The organism is Pseudomonas sp. Irchel 3H9 (assembly GCF_900187495.1).
GTDB classification, from domain to species: Bacteria; Pseudomonadota; Gammaproteobacteria; order Pseudomonadales; family Pseudomonadaceae; genus Aquipseudomonas; species Aquipseudomonas sivasensis.
In genome coordinates this window covers 1,128,291-1,143,193 of record NZ_FYDK01000002.1, presented here as the reverse complement: position 1 = coordinate 1,143,193, position 14,903 = coordinate 1,128,291, and the positions used below count along the sequence as shown (strand labels likewise).

Sequence of the window (14,903 nt, the reverse complement as noted above, 5' to 3'; positions counted from 1 at the left end):
TCCACCTATGCTGTGTTTAGCTGGGCGTGCCGTATTGGCTTATGAGAGATTGGGCAACAAAGCTAGAGTTGGCTGACCCATTTCCTATGTTCTGAATCGAAGAACTAAATCGTTTAGGTTGACGGCCAGACGAGAAAGTTCGTTGCTGGCTGTAAGCGTTTGCCGAGTGCCTTCACTGCTCTGCACTGCAAGGTCGCGGATGCTTATCAGGCTGCGATCGACATCCCGCGCCACGTGAGCCTGTTCCTCAGAAGCGGTTGCAATCTGGATATTCCTATCGTTAATTTCGAGCGCGGAATCAATGATTTGACGCAGCGACTGGCCCGCCTGTTCCGCAGTGTCTCGCGTGCTATAAACCTCGGATGTGCTTTTTTTCATTGATTCGACCGCGGCAGATGAGCCTGCTTGAATCGTGGATATCATCTGTTCAATTTCTTGCGTCGATGTTTGCGTTCGGTGCGCCAGCGCTCGAACTTCATCTGCGACTACGGCGAAACCGCGACCCTGTTCTCCTGCACGAGCCGCTTCAATTGCGGCGTTCAAAGCTAGCAAGTTGGTTTGCTCAGCAATCGCCCTAATCACACTCAGAACTTTGCTAATGTCTTGCGCTTGGCCTGCAAGTTCTCTCACCTGATCTGATGACACTTCAACCAAACCCGTCAAGCCACGCATCGCCGTCAAAGTTTCAGTGACTTTTTGATTGCCGAGATCTGCAGCCATGCTCGACTGCATCGCTGCTTCAGACGTGGAGTTGGCGTTTCTTGCAACCTCTTCAACCGCCGCACTCATTTCAGTTACTGCGGTAGCAGCTTGCTCTATCTCACTGTTCTGCTGCTGAAGTGTGCGATCAGCGCTTTCAGTGATCGACGTCATTTCGACGGCAGCAGTGCTCAGTTGGGATGAAGCTCCCGAGATTTCTAGAATTGTGTGTCGCAAATTTTTCTGCATCAGATTCAATGCATGCATCAAGCGCGAAGCTTCATCTGAACCTGTTACTTCAAGATCATGAGTAAGGTCGCCAGCAGCGATATTCTCCGCCAATTTTAGTGATGAGCTGATTGGAATAGTGATGCTGTTAGTGAACAAAATCGCCAGCGCTATAGTTAAGATAAATGCCACGATTAGCACCGCTATCAAAACTTTGACGCTATGGTTATATACGTCGGTCGCGTCGACCCCAGATACCTCGGCTTGGCGTGTATTTTGGTCTCGCAGAAGCGTCAGCTGCTCTTGATAGGTGTTGGCTCTATTTGCCTGCTCTGTGTTGGCAAAAATGACAGCCTGATCATGATCGGATGAATCTAAAGCGATTACTTTTTTGAGACCTTCGATGTACGCATGCATAGCCTGGTTAGCCTTCGCGAACTGGATTTCGTCCTGCTCACCAGACATTAAATGTGCACGATAAAAATCAGTTTTTACCTGAAGTGTCTGCATAGATTCTTCGACCTTTGACAGTGAGAAATCGTGCACATCTCTCGTGGTGCTTGAGAGCATGCGGATACTTTCAAGGCGGGCGTGAAGGAGGGCGATCTGGATGTCGTCAATGACTTGGATACTTGGGAGGGAGTTTTGCTCAATGTTCTGCTCTGTAGCACGCAGCCGATCAATTTGAAGATAAGAGAAGCCTGCCAAGCTGATTAGCAGGAATGTGATTAGGCCAAAACAGACGAAGGCTCTTCGCGCGATACTTAAGGATCTCAATTTCATATAGGCCTCCGAAGGCCGGATTTGGTGGCGTGGCATTTCCACGTCATTTTGCTGATCACGAACAAAGGCAGCCTTTTCATGCGGCACAGTGAATTCCATTTACAGCTTGCAGGCTTAAGGCTGAAACGAGGAACGCAAAAGAATGCATTGGAATGATAGAGGCGCTAAATAATTGCGCGCTAAGTAAATGCGTATGCAGTCTGTCTGCTGAATTTGGCCCGTTTTGGTAGCGCGACGTCCGGGACGTGCCATGCTATGTGCCAGCGATTACAGGCACAGCGCACAGCAGAACACTCCGATATCATTGGATATGGGCAGGGAACAATGGATAAGCGGCTTGCAGGCATTTCATTCCTGCTCACTCTCGGCTGGGTCTCAGCCGTTGTGTTCGTCATGTGGTTTTTCAGTTGATGGATACGGCTCGATAAGCTCCGATCCCTGGTTCCTGACATTGCCAACAGCCCTCCCAACCTGAAACCACTCAAACTCTTCGGTCGGCTGACACAGCTCTTTCGCGATTTCCTCTGCGCGTGCCGGTGAAAGATCTGGATCAAGCCATTCATTGGCGTGTTTCGGGGCAAGTACCAGTGGCCGACGGTCATGTATGTCCACCATGCCTTGGTCACTGGCAGCAGTGATGATGACGAAGCCGTCGCCCTCATGCGGTTCAAGACCTGGGTTTACTTGAGCCAAGGCTCCAAAGAACATCGGCTTTCTGCTTTTCAGTCGGATGAAGTAGGGCTGTTTCTTTTTCGGGTCGTCCGGGTCTTTAACCCATTCATACCAGCCTTCGCTGGGTACAATCGCGCGGCCAGTTGGCCAAAGCTGTTTGAAGAACTTGCCAGTGGTCACGGTTTCGACCCGAGCATTTATCGGATCAGGGCGCTTTCCTTTCGCCCAGAACGGCGCCCACCCCCATTGCACAGCGTCAATGTGCAACTCATCCTCTTTGCTGTGCAGCAGATGCACACGCGTCGTGGGCGCCACGTTAAACCGATTGATCGGCTGTGCATCGTAGCCACTGAACAATTCGATCTGAGGGCTCAATTCCTCTATGTAGATCGCCATTCCCTCGTACTGCACGAATCGACCGCACATAGATACGCCTCCGCCTGTCGAAATCCCCCATAGAGAAATTGACCGCAAGCCGCTTACAAAGTTAACTGTATATTCGTACAGTATCCGCATAAGGCACCGCCATGAGCTTCAACATCCTGGGTCCAATAGCTGAAGGAGGCGCAAAACTGCCTCTTTGCTCGTTTCATGTACCGGCTGGTTTTCCATCGCCTGCGGCCGATCACATTGAGCAGCATATTTCTCTGGATGAAGTGCTTAACATCAGGGCGCCCCATGTTTACCTGGTGATGATCACAGGTGAGAGCATGCAGGGCGCTGGGATATTCGAGGGTGATCTGGCGGTGGTGGATCGCTCAATTGAGCCTGCACACGGCCACATTGTGGTGGCCCTCCTAAACAACGACCCCATGTGCAAGCGCCTCTGCAAGCGCGGAAAGGAAGTGATCTTACTGTCCGAAAACCCGAAGTACCCGGCGCGCTATGTACTGGAAGGCGACGAGCTATCGATCTGGGGTGTGATCACGAGCACAGTCCGCAGCCATGTCTAACTCCCCAGTCTTCGCCCTGATCGACTGCAACAGTTTCTATGCCAGTTGCGAGCGTGTGTTCCGTCCAGATCTCGCCAAAACGCCGATTGTAGTGCTGAGCAACAACGACGGCTGCGTTATTGCTCGAAGCTACGACGCCAAGCCCTTTATCAAGATGGGCGAGCCGTATTTCCAGATCAAGCACAAGCTCAAGCAACACGGAATCATCCCGTTTTCCTCGAACTATGCGCTCTACGGCGACATGAGCGAGCGCGTGATGACGCTTATTGAATCGATGGTGCCCGCCGTCGAGATCTACAGCATCGACGAAGCATTCGCCGACCTCACCGGAATTGGCGGGCTCGACGCTCTCGGCCGGCAGATCCGCGCCCAGGTGCTGCGGTGCACCGGTATCCCCGTCGGCGTGGGAATCGCGAACACTAAGACGCTCGCCAAGCTTGCAAACCACACCGCGAAGCGGCTGCAAGCGCAGACGGGCGGTGTGGTGAACATCACCGATCCGATTAAGCGGGACTGGGTGCTGCGCAATACTGATGTGGCCGAGGTCTGGGGTGTTGGCCGAAAAATGAAGCTCCATCTGGACGCTCTAGGCATCAAGTCCGCGATGGACTTGGCCAGGTCCGACCCCTGGACGCTCCGCGAGAAATTCAGCGTGGTGATCGAAAAGACCGCGCGGGAACTGGCAGGCACCTCCTGCCTCGATTTGGATGAGCCCGACCCACCCAAGCAGGAAATCTGCTGCAGCCGCATGTTTGGAAAGCGCCTTACCGAGCTTGCGCCGATCAAGGAGGCGGTGGCCACCTACATGATGCGAGCCTCGGAAAAGCTCCGGGCACAGAACTCGCTCTGCAAGAAAGTCCGGGTCTGCATCCGCACCGGCATGTTCAATCCGGACGAGGCGAAATACGCGAACGGGGTTGTGGTGGACATGCCGTATCCAACCGACGATGTGCGATTACTCACCAAGGCGGCGGTTGATGCGCTCGACCATATCTACCGTCCAGGCTTCAACTACAGCAAGGCCGAGGTGATGTTGCTCAACCTGTGCCAGCCAGGTGAATACACGGATGATCTATTCGCGGTGTCTCAGCCGACCGAGGCGACCAGAGTGATGACCGTACTGGACCAGATCAATGACAGGTGGGGAAGGGGAACGCTAAGGTCGGCCAGCGTGCCTACGAACCCCGATTGGGGCATGCGGCGCGAGATGATGAGCCAGAGCTACACCACCAAGCTGGACCAGCTCTGGTCAGTGGCCTGCAAGTAGCGATTACTCCGGTGCCATGAGAACTGCGAGCGTCAATTTGATGAACTCTTCGTTGTCGTCGATGGTGTGCAGCGCTCCCCGGATATTTTCTGCGACCTCGGCAGAGCCACGCTGCTCAACCCAGTTCGATAGCTCCATGATGGAGGCTTCAAGGGCTAATTGATTTTCGTATAGCTTCGAGAGCAGGGAGGGGAGTAGATCTGAGTTTGGCATCGGCGTTCCTCTGTTGGAGTCAACAGCGTAGCAGCAGGTGTTTTGTAACCAGCTGCAAAGTTATGAGTGTTCACTCTCGGCCAAAAGCGGACAGTTACGCAGGGTTAGCAGCCCTTCCTAGAAACTTGAAAGCGTCTATGAAAATCGGGGCGATTCAATTCCTTGTAGTCGTTTACCTGTTTAGTAAACGTCTATCCCCGGATAGAGATCAGCGGGTGGACGATAATTGGGGTTCTCAAAGCGGCTGTTCTCGTAATGGGTTTTGGCCGTCGGTCCATCGCCGTTATAGGTCACCTGCGGGTTTGGCGTGAGATGCCAACCGCTTCCTTCCTTGTCGCGCTCGATCAGTGATGCGTATAACCTACAGTTGCCTGATGAGCCGGATGTCAGCCTGAACTGGTAATAGCGTCCGGCTTGGGGCGTGAACTTAGTCGAGACATAGCAGGAACGAGTGCGTGTCCCCTCCCAGAATAGATCCACTTGCGTTTCGATACCGGGTCGGATCTGCGTTTCGTAATAGTCCCATGTAAGGTCTTGCCCTGCCTTTGGCATGCCCACGTCCTGTGTGTGGGTGAACGGCAGGGGGCCGGTGCGAACGGCGCCGCCCGAACGTTTGCCGTTTTCGTACTGGTAAATTTCGGCGTGCTGCGTGTAGTCGACGATACGTACCCAGGCAGGGTTGGGCTCGTTTTCGGGCGCGGTAAAGTAGTTGGTATGGGGCAAAAACTGGCAGCCTGCGAACAACGGCAATGCAAGCAGGCAGAGCAGAGGGCGTATCGACATGAAGCCTTTCCTTTTGCGGAGTCAGGGTTACAGACAGCAAAAGAGGAGGCGCATTGCGTAAAAGCTGAAAATTTTGTGGCTGAATCGTCGCGACGATATCGGTTTCAACCGGTCGCGACAGGCAGAAATCGGCCAAAAGGAGCCAGTCAAAGGCGTCTAGAAAATCAGGGGCGATTCAATAAGTGATTTTCCCGAACACTGGTTCGAATCTTAAAATCGCATCGATATCGGCAAGTTTGGCAAGCCGGATTACTGCGTCCATGGCATCTTCCTTTTTTCTATCCGTGTGATGCACTCGTTGCGCTAGAACCGCTTCTCGCAAAGCATCAACCAGTGCCTGAAGCTGTACACCGGTCTGTCCGACCCATTGGGCCAGTGTTGAGCGCGGGATCGCTAGGAATGCACATCCTTACCCTGAGGATCGCTTCGCGTCACGTACTCAAGGCAGGAGCCGTATGCGGTAGTTCCGCACGTACGGATCTGAGCGGGGGGCGGCAGGTAACTGCCGTCCCTACCGCGACCACTACGGCGGCGGAGGTATTTGGGCCACGCGTTATTTGCGTTGTTCTTTCAGGCGGAGACTGCGGCGGCGTCCAGGGACACCAACACAGTGGCAGCAGCTGGTGGTAAGTGCTTGGTTCAGGAACCACAGGATGCAGTTGTAGCCAGCGTGCCTATCAGTATCATTCAGCGAGACCATCCCGACGCCATAGTCAACAAAGACAACATGGCGGCAGCGCTGGTTAGTGCGGTTATTGGCGTGCTTACTTAGCTCACTCCTCTAGCTCATCCCGCGAGTAACGGTGCATAATCTTGCGCGTAGGTGCTCAACCCGCGCGACTTGTGATATTTGCAACAAGGGATGGGGTGCTCGTAACAACGCTCTCTCGCGATGGGGTAGCAGCACACATGAAAACAAGCATCTACGTTTTTGTTACTCCCCTTGCGTACATACAGCGACAGCCTTCAAAGGTACGTGCAAGCCAACACTCAGGTTTCATGTGGATGAACTCCTAAGGTGAGAACGAGCCTTAATGCCTATAAGACAGACAATACCTAAGGTTCATGAAGTCCGACTTACCCACAGGATTCGGCGCGTACACAGGTGCAAAATGTTCTCCCCGCTTTTAAGGCAGTTGTGCGCTTTCCTCTTACTCGCTGCCTCAGGCATCTCCGTCGCCTCAGATCCGGCTACAGCGCCGATTCGGGTTGTCACTGAGGAATTGCCGCCATACAACATGGCAGAAAACGGAGTGGTCACAGGCCTGAGTACGGAAATCGTGCAAGCAGTTATGGCCGGTCTCGGGCTCAACTCCAAGATTGAGATTCTGCCTTGGGCTCGCGCCTATGATTTAGCGCAACATTCCGACAACGTCCTGATCTATTCGATGGCAAGAACCCAAGAGCGGGAACATCTCTTCAAATGGGTCGGAGCCATCGCACCGACGAGGTGGTTTCTGTTCAGTCTGTCCGAAAGACCTATTTGGCTGAATTCACTCGACGATGCACGTCAGTATCACATCGCGACTGTCAAACAGGACGTTGGTGAGCAGTACATGATGGCCCACGGGTTCCAGGTGGGCAAAGAGTTACTGTCTAGCAGCATGTACGAGAACACTTACCGCAAGCTTAAGGTCGATCACGTTGAGCTGTGGATCTCCAATGAGCTCAACGCCATTCACCTTATGCGCAAGAATGGGGATGATCCTGAAATGACGATGGTGCGTTCACTGCCGTTACCCGAGCTATCAAGTGAAGAAGGACTGTACATGGCCTTCAGTCCAGCTACGCCAGACGCAACCGTAGAACGGTTTAGGGCAGAATTGGATCGGATCAAGCAAGATGGCACATATCACGCTATCGTCAAAAAATGGCTCCAAGGTCCTTCACATTGAACGCATCGACTGCTGCCTCTCACGAAGATCCCACATCGGCCAGAAGCGGACGTTTAGAACAGAGAAATAAATCTGTTCTCTTTTCCCAATGGACATCACTGCGGCGTACGCAAGGCTATCGCGTGGTGCGCGCAGCGCTCTCTACAAAAGCACCTTAGCACTTAGCGCCGCACAATTAGGCGAAGCATGGACTTCGCGTACACTAACGTTATGCCTGAGCCAATGCACTAACGAACAGCTCGTAGAGTGCTTGTGGTGGTATTGGGGGGAATACGCAACTAGCACGGTTGAAGTTACAAGCGCCAGCTGAGTGCAGCGTGAGTGCCCCACCAGTTAAAAGAAAACTGATGCTCTGGCGACTCCTGAAGTGGCTGGCATTTCTTTCTTCATCTGTTCCAGCACATGGTTGAAGGTCTAGCCTGTAGCGTGCAGAATCGGGTTGGATGGTACAGCGGTTCTTACACCCATCAACTTGATCTAGAAATTGCCTCTTTGCTAATCAGTGTCTGCGCACGCACATATTGTCCTGGCGTAACACCCATTATCCGACGGAACATGGCAATGAAAGCACTAATATTTTCGTAGCCAAGCTCAATCGCCGTTGTCGTCACTGACATCCCCTCGACCAATAGTTGAATAGCGCGCAACGTGCGCGCACGCTGTCGCCATTCAGAAAAACTAAAACCGGTTTCAGCGACCAGACGCCGGGCAAGTGTTCTAGGTGCCATACCTGACCAAGCAGCCCAATCCTCAAGTGATCTATTGTCATCAAGCTGAGCAAGTATCGCATCGGTGATACGCCTCAAGCGCGGGTCATTGGGGTGCGTCAGACCGATGGGTTCAGCGGGTGAGGTAGCAATTTCATCTAAGATGACTGCTGCAACCCGCGACTCCATTTCGTTGCGGGGTGGTTGTCCCCACGACGCAGCGCGGCTTATCGCTTCGCGCAGCAAACTGCTGACCCTAAATGTGCATGGCATTTGATGCAGGATCCCGCACTCTTGCTCCGCGATATAGACCATCGCTCCTGCAAAAGCGCCATGTGACATCATCGCGTGTGCGACACGGGGAGGTATCCAAATGGCATGGGTAGCCGGCACTACCCATGAGCCGCCGTCAGTGCTGACGGAAAGCAGGCCGGCAAGGCTTGCGATTAGTTGGCCTTTCGTATGAGTGTGGGGCGCCGTTTCGCGGATCGCCCGGTCGCGTTGCTCTATCGCCAACAGTGGCATAAGCGCGCGGTTCATGGCTGGTTTACGTTATCCAATGTCATATCCGAGGTAGCCATATCCTGAATGCCTAATGGAGAATAAGACCGGTCAGAGGAATACTCAATGTCTAAAAATCGCAAATGTTGCTTCTCTTGGATTGGCCTGATTATGCGTACCCCTCACACATTTATTTTCTGTGTTTTGGCCGTAACAGCTGGATGCGCAAGCTCACCTCCCTATTTGGCCCGTGAACCTTTAAAGGATCATTTGATGAATTCTAACCACATGGTGCATGCCGTCGATCATATTGGCTTCGCAGTCAGTTCATTGGAAGAAGCCATTCGCTTCTGGACAATTGGACTTGGGTTCACTCTTGAGCGTCAGTCGGAAATGGGCGGATCATTCATTTTGCAAGTAACCGGCACCGCCGATCCGAGCGTGCGAACGGCGATAGTCAAAGGCCCGGATGGCAGCCGAGTAGAGTTGCTGGAATATTCGCAGGGTGAACGCCACGGTATCACTCCACCTACGGCATCAGCGATTGGTTCAGCGCATTTGGCATTGAGAGTGCAGGACATATACGCCGTACTCGAACGCATTGAGCAAGCAGGCTGGAAAGCAAGAGGCAAGCCTCAAGCGATTCCCGCAGGCCCACGCAAGGGAACTCTAGTTGTATATGTGACCGGGCCAGATCAAATCACTCTGGAACTGATGCAGGCTAATGAGTAGCTTCCTGCCGAAGGCTGTTAAGCTTATTTCCCTAAAGCAATTACTTAAAGCGCTCTCCGTCGCGCATGACGTCTCATGCTAACTGGTCTCAATGGTTATCATCGGTTGGCATGTCCCCCGATAGCTTCTCCAGCAGCCTCAAATTTGACCAGTCTGAGCTGGCAATCGACGCGGCCCGCCGCGATCAAAGTTTAGTGCTTACCAGCCCTTGGTTGGTTGAAGAAGACGTACAACTAGGCTTTCTCGTACTTGTCTTTGAATCTGTACTAAAGACTGGCAAGGGCTATTATTTGGTGCAGGCCAAAGATGTGGTGCTGGGTGAAGCAGCCCAACTTTTGCGCCGGTGGCTTTGCGACGTAGCGCAGCGAGTTCAACAAAACTGATGACTTAAGGGCGATGCTTTCTATTTAACGTGAACGGCAGGGGTCGAGAAGGTGACTTTGCCAGACGCCTTTCGCCAAGGCGCCAGGATCAGTGCAATCGCGCAATGCAACCTCACAGGTTCACCGGACGACCGGACGAAGGTGTACACCATTCTGGAGCCCCATTTATGGGGCGGCATGGTGGTGCCGCTCAACAGTTCTCGGCCATGTGCGGTCTCATTAGTCGTTATGACCTCAAAGTCGTATTTGAGCGAGTCGGTGGTTACGTCGTACTGTCCAGCTTGCCGCCGTTTTTTTATCTGGCTCAATCTGTATTGTGTATTCAGTACTCGTCGCGGGTGCTCCTGGAACGGTGCCTTCATTTCTTCGTAGATGTCCATCGTCCTTTCTTACCTGAGCGCAATTTGCCGGCGAGCCATGACAGCGTTATGGCCGGAATTGAGAGAACGGCCGCAACGATGATACCGGCAGCTAGCAACGGGGATGTACCAGAAGTCGCCAAAACCACGGGGACCTGAGAGAGTATTACGATGGCGCCTGCGGACCACTGTGAGCTTTTTAGAACGGCTCCAAGGATCACGGACAACACTAGCGCGGCGGGGTAGATGATGGTCCAGTAACTGGCCAGGTCCCAAGGCTCCTCAGCTCCTGTGATTGCTGAAACAACAGTCCAAAAAAATAGGGACACAACGCAGGTAAAAATAAATGGCATGAATAATTCCTAGACCTTCCGAGCCAGTCGGCGTTGGTCGTTATCGTAATTGTGATGGAGGGGCCAGTCTCTTGATTTTGTCCTTAACCACCTCGTGAAAAAAATGACAAATCCCCGCGATTGCAGCCATCAACATGAAGAGGGGCGCCCAACTTCCAGCAATGGCTTTTGGTTCTACGGCTTGTCCGGCGACCAAAGGCAAAATAACAATAGCCAGCTTAGGAGCGTCCAGCTTTTAGCCCATGTCGTCGGCGTGTCTGCGCCAAAATACCCGATATGAGTCTTATGACATCGGAATGATTACGCACGCCATCGCTGAGCTTACTGATCCAGGCGTTGACGAAACCGAGGAATCGCAAAATCCAGAAATCGCCTCATTTTCAGGGGCATATGCCCCGGTGACATGTGGATCAGGTTGATAGGCGCCGACGAAGGCTCATAGTTATCCAGCACAATCTCCAGCAGTCCCTCGCTGATCGCCTCCGCGACTTGGTAGTGCAATAACTGAACGACTCCAACGCCATCAATAGCGGCCTGCGCTGCTGCGTCAGCGGTCGTCACCGATAAGCGCGGGGTCATCCGCCTCGTTGATTCTGCCACGCCATGTTTTGAGTATTGAAAAGGCATAGGGGCGTCAAGTCGCACGGTTGGCAAGTTCTGCAGGTCTGCGGGACATTCAGGTCTTCCATACGCTTCCAGCAGCCTAGGACTCGCGCAAATTACAGTTCTCATGGCCCCCACCTGAGTGGCGATCATGCCGCTATCAGCGAGTGTTCCAATGCGCACTGCCATGTCCACGTGGTCGTCAACGAGGTGAGCGTTGCGATCAGAAAGCAAGAGCCGGATGTTGATTTCGGAAAACTCCCCTAAAAACGCGTTGACGATCGGCAGCACATGCAGCCGGCCGAACATGATTGGCGCAGTCAGGACCAGTTCGCCCTTGGGGGCAATGAATTCTCCGGCAGCTTCGCGTTCGGCAACCTCCAACTGCTCCAATATTCGGCGTGCAGCAGCCACATAAACCACCCCTGCATCGGTCAACGAGAGCCTACGCGTGGTCCGAATCAATAAACGGCTACCTATCAGCGTCTCCAGGTCAGAAATTTTCCTGCTGATGGTGGGAAGAGGGATATCGGCTAGCCGCCCGGCTGCCGTCAGGCTGCCAGCATCAATCGCCGCCACGAGCAGCTTCATTGCCTCAAATCTGTCCATGGAATATTCCAATATTTGGTAGGGAGATTACCAATGTTCTCAGATTATGTTGGGTTATTGAAACGGGCAATATAGCCATATCAAGTTGGTGCGCCTGAAGCTCGACAAGCCATGAACTCACCGCTTGATAGCCCACTTATCTTTTTCATTCAGTGTCCAAGGAGTTTGCATGAGCATTAAGACTTTGTTAGCCGCCACTGCCCTTAGTGCAGCGCTCGCCAGCGCAGGAGTGGAAGCAGCCGACATTAGCCACCAAAGGGCAAGCGACGTACAACACCATTTTGTAGAGGTAAAAGGGGTCCGCATCTTCTATCGGGAAGCGGGCGACCCATCGGCGCCAACCATCGTGTTGCTTCATGGATTCCCTACCTCATCATTCATGTATCGCGACTTGATGTCGAAGCTAGCGGACCGTTACCACGTGATTGCCCCTGACTTCCCAGGTTTTGGATTCTCGGACAGCCCTGATCGGGCGAAGTACTCATACACGTTCGACAACATCGCCAAAACCATGGACGGATTTACTGAAGCGCTTGCGCTGAATCGCTACGCTCTTCAAGTGTTCGACTACGGTGCGCCTGTAGGCTGGCGGATGGCCGTCGCACACCCCGATAGAATCAGCGCAATCATCAGCCAAAACGGGAATGCTTACGTTGAAGGCCTCAGCGAGGGCTGGAACCCGATTCAACGTTACTGGAACGCTCCCACTGCCGAGAACCGCAACGCATTGCGCGAGCTGCTCAAACCAGAATCAATCAAGTGGCAATACACGCATGGCGTAGCGGACCCTGACAGTATCGCACCTGAAACATACACCTTGGATTACGCGTTCGTTTCGCGACCAGGTAACGATGAAATCCAGCTAGACCTGTTCGCAGACTATGCTACCAATGTGAAGCGCTACCCCGAGTTCCAGGCGTATTTCCGCAAATATCAGCCGCCGATGTTGGCCGTCTGGGGAAAGAACGATCCGTTTTTTCTCCCGGCAGGAGCGAACGCGTTCAAGCGTGATATTCCCAAAGCTGAGGTACATCTCTACGACACCGGGCACTTCGCACTGGAAACACACTTGAACGAGATCAGTGGCGAAATCCACCGTTTCCTAGACCGGAATGTGGTGCAGCAAAAATAAGTCCTGTCGCACTTCTGCAACGGCGGGCCGTGCGCTCGCTGTTGCTGGTCCTCTCTACTCACTCGTTAGCGTGTTGTGTGTTACGTGGCTCAATAGCGCCTAGCTTCGTAGAAACATCCGACTGACTGCTTTTGGCCGGAAGCCGTCATTGCGCGGATACCGAGTGAATTGTTTAGCTGATTGACTTGTTGCAGGTTCGAATCTCTCCTTCATCGCCACATTCTGAAAACGCAAACCACTGATTTTACTAGAGAAAGTCGGGGGTTTGTGGTTTTTGGCGTTCAAAAAATAGCTCCATGGGACCACCATGGGACTGGCGCTTCTTTTTGGTGCGTATTTACTGGCAAGATGGGGTGCACATCGTTTCTTCATGAACTTAGTGTTGGACCCACTACTCAGTACAGGTAAGCGCAGATTCGTAAGCGTTTATTCAACCGTTTGCGACCGAGGGAAAGAAGCTATGTCTGTTGCCAGGAGTAATGTTCATCCCGCGAAGGGCGTGACGGCTCATTTGCTCGCCGGGATTGCGTACGCACCCAGCGCACTTGAAGCACGGAGCCGTGAGATTCGGACGCATGACCTGATTTTTAGGCTTCGACTAGATGGGACTATTTCAGATCTCGATGCATGCAATCTACGAATCTTGTTCAAATCCGCGCTTGAAAAGCGACTCTGCCAAATTTTGAGCGAGTAAGAAATTTCGGTATTGCCTAGCTCGACATAACACCGCTTATGTTGAAAAGGCCCCCACACCTTCGCCCGGTGCGGGGGCCTTTTTCGTTGGCTGCGGTAACCACGCCCCCCTATACTGGCGTACCGGTGCCCCTTGTACTGGTTAGCGCACAAGCTGCGCTTAACATTTAGGAATCGGGCATGCCAGTCACCAACGTATTCGTCAACACCGATCAGCCCGGTTTACCAAACGAGAGGGTCCAAAGAGCCTGGTATTTGCGTTTGAGCGCTCTACATGCAGCTAGAGACGAGGCTGTTGCTATACGGGCTTACGATAACGCCGTCGGTTATACGCAGGCCTTGCGGGATGCTGAACTGATTGCAAACGAAACAGAACTGGCCATGACAGCCACTCTGGCCGAGGTCTGGAAGACTGGCGCGGATCGCTTGGGCGTCAATACAGCGGCGAAAAACATATGAGCGACGTGTTCTCCCTTAACGGGGTCAGCCTACCGGACTTGATCCGTGTCAATTTGGCCAGTCACCTGGCACGCCTCGGGCGTGTTGCAGATTTGCGCGCTTTAGAACTGGCCCAGGAACGCGCCGAAGGCTTTGTGGAGGGGGTACAAGCGTCGCGCACGCTGACCCCGTCCACCGTCGAGGCGCTATTTATTGCGGTAGATGTCGCCGCCGACTTGCGCCGTAAGGAGCTGGCACCGTGATCGGCGAGGCGATCCAATCGGACACGCTAAAGGCTCTAGCAAGCCAGTAGGCTATCCGGCAAGCCGTCGTCGGCCGTGTTGCCGGCCAAATCAGCAAGTGGACATTGTCTATCCGACTGGGCGGCCCAACTGCGAGCTTGGTACCGGTGCGCTCGCGGCGTGAGCCATTGCGCACCTGGGCAAGCCTGACGGCGGTGGGCCGCTTTGCCGAACGGTGGGTATCACTGGGTTCAGTGTAGAGCTGTGACCGGCGAAAGCTTTAGGGCCAACTGCAGCATCCCCACCACGTCAGGCCCATCCTCGTTGATCAACGTTCCATAGTGCTGGCGAATCATGTTCCCGTTGCTATACCCCATTTGTTCAGCGATCCAATCGATTGAGGCAATACCTGTGGCCAGCAACGCACTTGCGTGGGTTTCAGGATTGGAGAAGTCATCGCGAAGGTCCGCTTTTGACCGAATGCTGCGATGTGAGATGTCTCAGGAGTAGTGGGGCTATTTGGTGGTTTGTGTTCAGTCGGCAGGCCGCCGGGGAAGGGTTATGCAGTTTCGGCATGGGCTGAAATTTGCCCGTTGGGACCAATCTTGGGACCAACGGGTGCATTTATGTACTTTATCGTTGATTACTCATGACGACT

The 14,903-nt window shown here is 53.3% G+C and carries 15 protein-coding genes and 3 pseudogenes; 9 read left to right on the top strand and 9 right to left on the bottom strand.

Translation table 11 applies throughout. The features are described 5' to 3' along the window. Positions 1 to 84: 84 nt before the first annotated feature. Together CKW32_RS11125 and CKW32_RS11120 are read right to left on the bottom strand one after the other, a co-directional pair. Positions 85 to 1,710, bottom strand: coding sequence for a methyl-accepting chemotaxis protein (locus CKW32_RS11125; RefSeq protein ID WP_095185030.1), 1,626 nt, complete (start codon positions 1,708 to 1,710; stop codon positions 85 to 87). A gap of 375 nt (positions 1,711 to 2,085) precedes the next feature. Then, positions 2,086 to 2,808, bottom strand: a complete 723-nt coding sequence (locus CKW32_RS11120; protein WP_095184907.1) for an SOS response-associated peptidase family protein — start codon at positions 2,806 to 2,808, stop codon at positions 2,086 to 2,088. A gap of 101 nt (positions 2,809 to 2,909) precedes the next feature. Between CKW32_RS11120 and CKW32_RS11115 the strand changes: the two genes are divergently transcribed. Then, on the top strand, positions 2,910 to 3,335 hold the full coding sequence (locus CKW32_RS11115; RefSeq protein ID WP_032891241.1) for a LexA family transcriptional regulator: 426 nt from the start codon (positions 2,910 to 2,912) through the stop codon (positions 3,333 to 3,335). Then, positions 3,328 to 4,602 (top strand): translesion error-prone DNA polymerase V subunit UmuC, encoded by a 1,275-nt coding sequence (umuC, locus tag CKW32_RS11110; RefSeq protein WP_095184906.1) that lies wholly within the window; start codon positions 3,328 to 3,330, stop codon positions 4,600 to 4,602. Before CKW32_RS11115 ends, umuC begins: the two co-directional genes overlap by 8 nt. 3 nt (positions 4,603 to 4,605) lie before the next feature. On the opposite strand, the gene CKW32_RS11105 is transcribed toward umuC, so the two are convergent. From CKW32_RS11105 to CKW32_RS28085, 3 genes and pseudogenes are all read right to left on the bottom strand, one after another. Continuing rightward, positions 4,606 to 4,815 carry a hypothetical protein gene (locus CKW32_RS11105; protein ID WP_095184905.1) on the bottom strand — a complete coding sequence of 70 codons (210 nt, stop codon included), beginning with the start codon at positions 4,813 to 4,815 and terminating at the stop codon, positions 4,606 to 4,608. A gap of 180 nt (positions 4,816 to 4,995) precedes the next feature. Beyond that, positions 4,996 to 5,598, bottom strand: a complete 603-nt coding sequence (locus CKW32_RS11100) for a hypothetical protein (RefSeq protein WP_015371108.1) — start codon at positions 5,596 to 5,598, stop codon at positions 4,996 to 4,998. Between the two features lie 280 nt (positions 5,599 to 5,878). Beyond that, positions 5,879 to 6,007: pseudogene (locus CKW32_RS28085) on the bottom strand (transposase); the annotation flags it as partial. A gap of 703 nt (positions 6,008 to 6,710) precedes the next feature. Here CKW32_RS28085 and CKW32_RS11090 point away from each other — a divergent pair. After that, positions 6,711 to 7,493, top strand: a complete 783-nt coding sequence (locus CKW32_RS11090; RefSeq protein WP_065910937.1) for an ABC transporter substrate-binding protein — start codon at positions 6,711 to 6,713, stop codon at positions 7,491 to 7,493. Positions 7,494 to 7,960: 467 nt separating this feature from the next. Here the strand turns inward: CKW32_RS11090 and CKW32_RS11085 are convergent, their stop codons facing one another. Continuing rightward, entirely contained in the window at positions 7,961 to 8,740 is a 780-nt protein-coding gene (locus tag CKW32_RS11085; protein WP_026067431.1) for a helix-turn-helix domain-containing protein, read from the bottom strand. Between the two features lie 87 nt (positions 8,741 to 8,827). Between CKW32_RS11085 and CKW32_RS11080 the strand changes: the two genes are divergently transcribed. Both CKW32_RS11080 and CKW32_RS11075 read left to right on the top strand, forming a co-directional pair. After that, positions 8,828 to 9,433, top strand: coding sequence for a VOC family protein (locus CKW32_RS11080; RefSeq protein WP_236373601.1), 606 nt, complete (start codon positions 8,828 to 8,830; stop codon positions 9,431 to 9,433). 110 nt (positions 9,434 to 9,543) lie between these two features. After that, positions 9,544 to 9,816, top strand: coding sequence for a hypothetical protein (locus CKW32_RS11075; RefSeq protein WP_017530050.1), 273 nt, complete (start codon positions 9,544 to 9,546; stop codon positions 9,814 to 9,816). Between the two features lie 20 nt (positions 9,817 to 9,836). On the opposite strand, the gene CKW32_RS11070 is transcribed toward CKW32_RS11075, so the two are convergent. Together CKW32_RS11070 and CKW32_RS11065 are read right to left on the bottom strand one after the other, a co-directional pair. Next, complete coding sequence (locus tag CKW32_RS11070; protein ID WP_017530051.1) at positions 9,837 to 10,196, bottom strand: hypothetical protein; 360 nt, start codon at positions 10,194 to 10,196, stop codon at positions 9,837 to 9,839. 653 nt (positions 10,197 to 10,849) lie between these two features. Beyond that, complete coding sequence (locus tag CKW32_RS11065; protein WP_095184904.1) at positions 10,850 to 11,740, bottom strand: LysR family transcriptional regulator; 891 nt, start codon at positions 11,738 to 11,740, stop codon at positions 10,850 to 10,852. Positions 11,741 to 11,909: 169 nt separating this feature from the next. On the opposite strand from CKW32_RS11065, the gene CKW32_RS11060 reads away from it, so the two are divergent. From CKW32_RS11060 to CKW32_RS28550, 4 genes and pseudogenes are all read left to right on the top strand, one after another. Then, positions 11,910 to 12,872: an alpha/beta fold hydrolase gene (locus CKW32_RS11060; protein WP_017530053.1), complete on the top strand. Its 963-nt coding sequence runs from the start codon at positions 11,910 to 11,912 to the stop codon at positions 12,870 to 12,872. A gap of 873 nt (positions 12,873 to 13,745) precedes the next feature. Beyond that, positions 13,746 to 14,024: a hypothetical protein gene (locus CKW32_RS11055; RefSeq protein WP_095184903.1), complete on the top strand. Its 279-nt coding sequence runs from the start codon at positions 13,746 to 13,748 to the stop codon at positions 14,022 to 14,024. Then, entirely contained in the window at positions 14,021 to 14,266 is a 246-nt protein-coding gene (locus tag CKW32_RS11050) for a hypothetical protein (protein ID WP_095184902.1), read from the top strand. The genes CKW32_RS11055 and CKW32_RS11050 overlap by 4 nt, the downstream gene beginning before the upstream one ends. Positions 14,267 to 14,319: 53 nt before the next feature. Next, a pseudogene (locus tag CKW32_RS28550) lies at positions 14,320 to 14,513 on the top strand (hypothetical protein). Here the strand turns inward: CKW32_RS28550 and CKW32_RS28545 are convergent. Beyond that, positions 14,497 to 14,682: pseudogene (locus CKW32_RS28545) on the bottom strand (site-specific integrase); the annotation flags it as partial. The pseudogenes CKW32_RS28550 and CKW32_RS28545 overlap by 17 nt on opposite strands. Positions 14,683 to 14,903: the final 221 nt, after the last annotated feature.

Bases quoted from the DNA above. Each gene is read 5' to 3' on its own strand.
- CKW32_RS11060 (WP_017530053.1), top strand. From the start codon at position 11,910: ATGAGCATTAAGACTTTGTTAGCCGCCACTGCCCTTAGTGCAGCGCTC.
- CKW32_RS11100 (WP_015371108.1), bottom strand. From the start codon at position 5,598: ATGTCGATACGCCCTCTGCTCTGCCTGCTTGCATTGCCGTTGTTCGCA.
- CKW32_RS11065 (WP_095184904.1), bottom strand. From the start codon at position 11,740: ATGGACAGATTTGAGGCAATGAAGCTGCTCGTGGCGGCGATTGATGCT.
- CKW32_RS11115 (WP_032891241.1), top strand. From the start codon at position 2,910: ATGAGCTTCAACATCCTGGGTCCAATAGCTGAAGGAGGCGCAAAACTG.
- CKW32_RS11105 (WP_095184905.1), bottom strand. From the start codon at position 4,815: ATGCCAAACTCAGATCTACTCCCCTCCCTGCTCTCGAAGCTATACGAA.
- CKW32_RS11080 (WP_236373601.1), top strand. From the start codon at position 8,828: ATGTCTAAAAATCGCAAATGTTGCTTCTCTTGGATTGGCCTGATTATG.
- umuC (WP_095184906.1), top strand. From the start codon at position 3,328: ATGTCTAACTCCCCAGTCTTCGCCCTGATCGACTGCAACAGTTTCTAT.
- CKW32_RS11075 (WP_017530050.1), top strand. From the start codon at position 9,544: ATGTCCCCCGATAGCTTCTCCAGCAGCCTCAAATTTGACCAGTCTGAG.
- CKW32_RS11125 (WP_095185030.1), bottom strand. From the start codon at position 1,710: ATGAAATTGAGATCCTTAAGTATCGCGCGAAGAGCCTTCGTCTGTTTT.
- CKW32_RS11120 (WP_095184907.1), bottom strand. From the start codon at position 2,808: ATGTGCGGTCGATTCGTGCAGTACGAGGGAATGGCGATCTACATAGAG.
- CKW32_RS11070 (WP_017530051.1), bottom strand. From the start codon at position 10,196: ATGGACATCTACGAAGAAATGAAGGCACCGTTCCAGGAGCACCCGCGA.
- CKW32_RS11090 (WP_065910937.1), top strand. From the start codon at position 6,711: ATGTTCTCCCCGCTTTTAAGGCAGTTGTGCGCTTTCCTCTTACTCGCT.
- CKW32_RS11050 (WP_095184902.1), top strand. From the start codon at position 14,021: ATGAGCGACGTGTTCTCCCTTAACGGGGTCAGCCTACCGGACTTGATC.
- CKW32_RS11085 (WP_026067431.1), bottom strand. From the start codon at position 8,740: ATGAACCGCGCGCTTATGCCACTGTTGGCGATAGAGCAACGCGACCGG.
- CKW32_RS11055 (WP_095184903.1), top strand. From the start codon at position 13,746: ATGCCAGTCACCAACGTATTCGTCAACACCGATCAGCCCGGTTTACCA.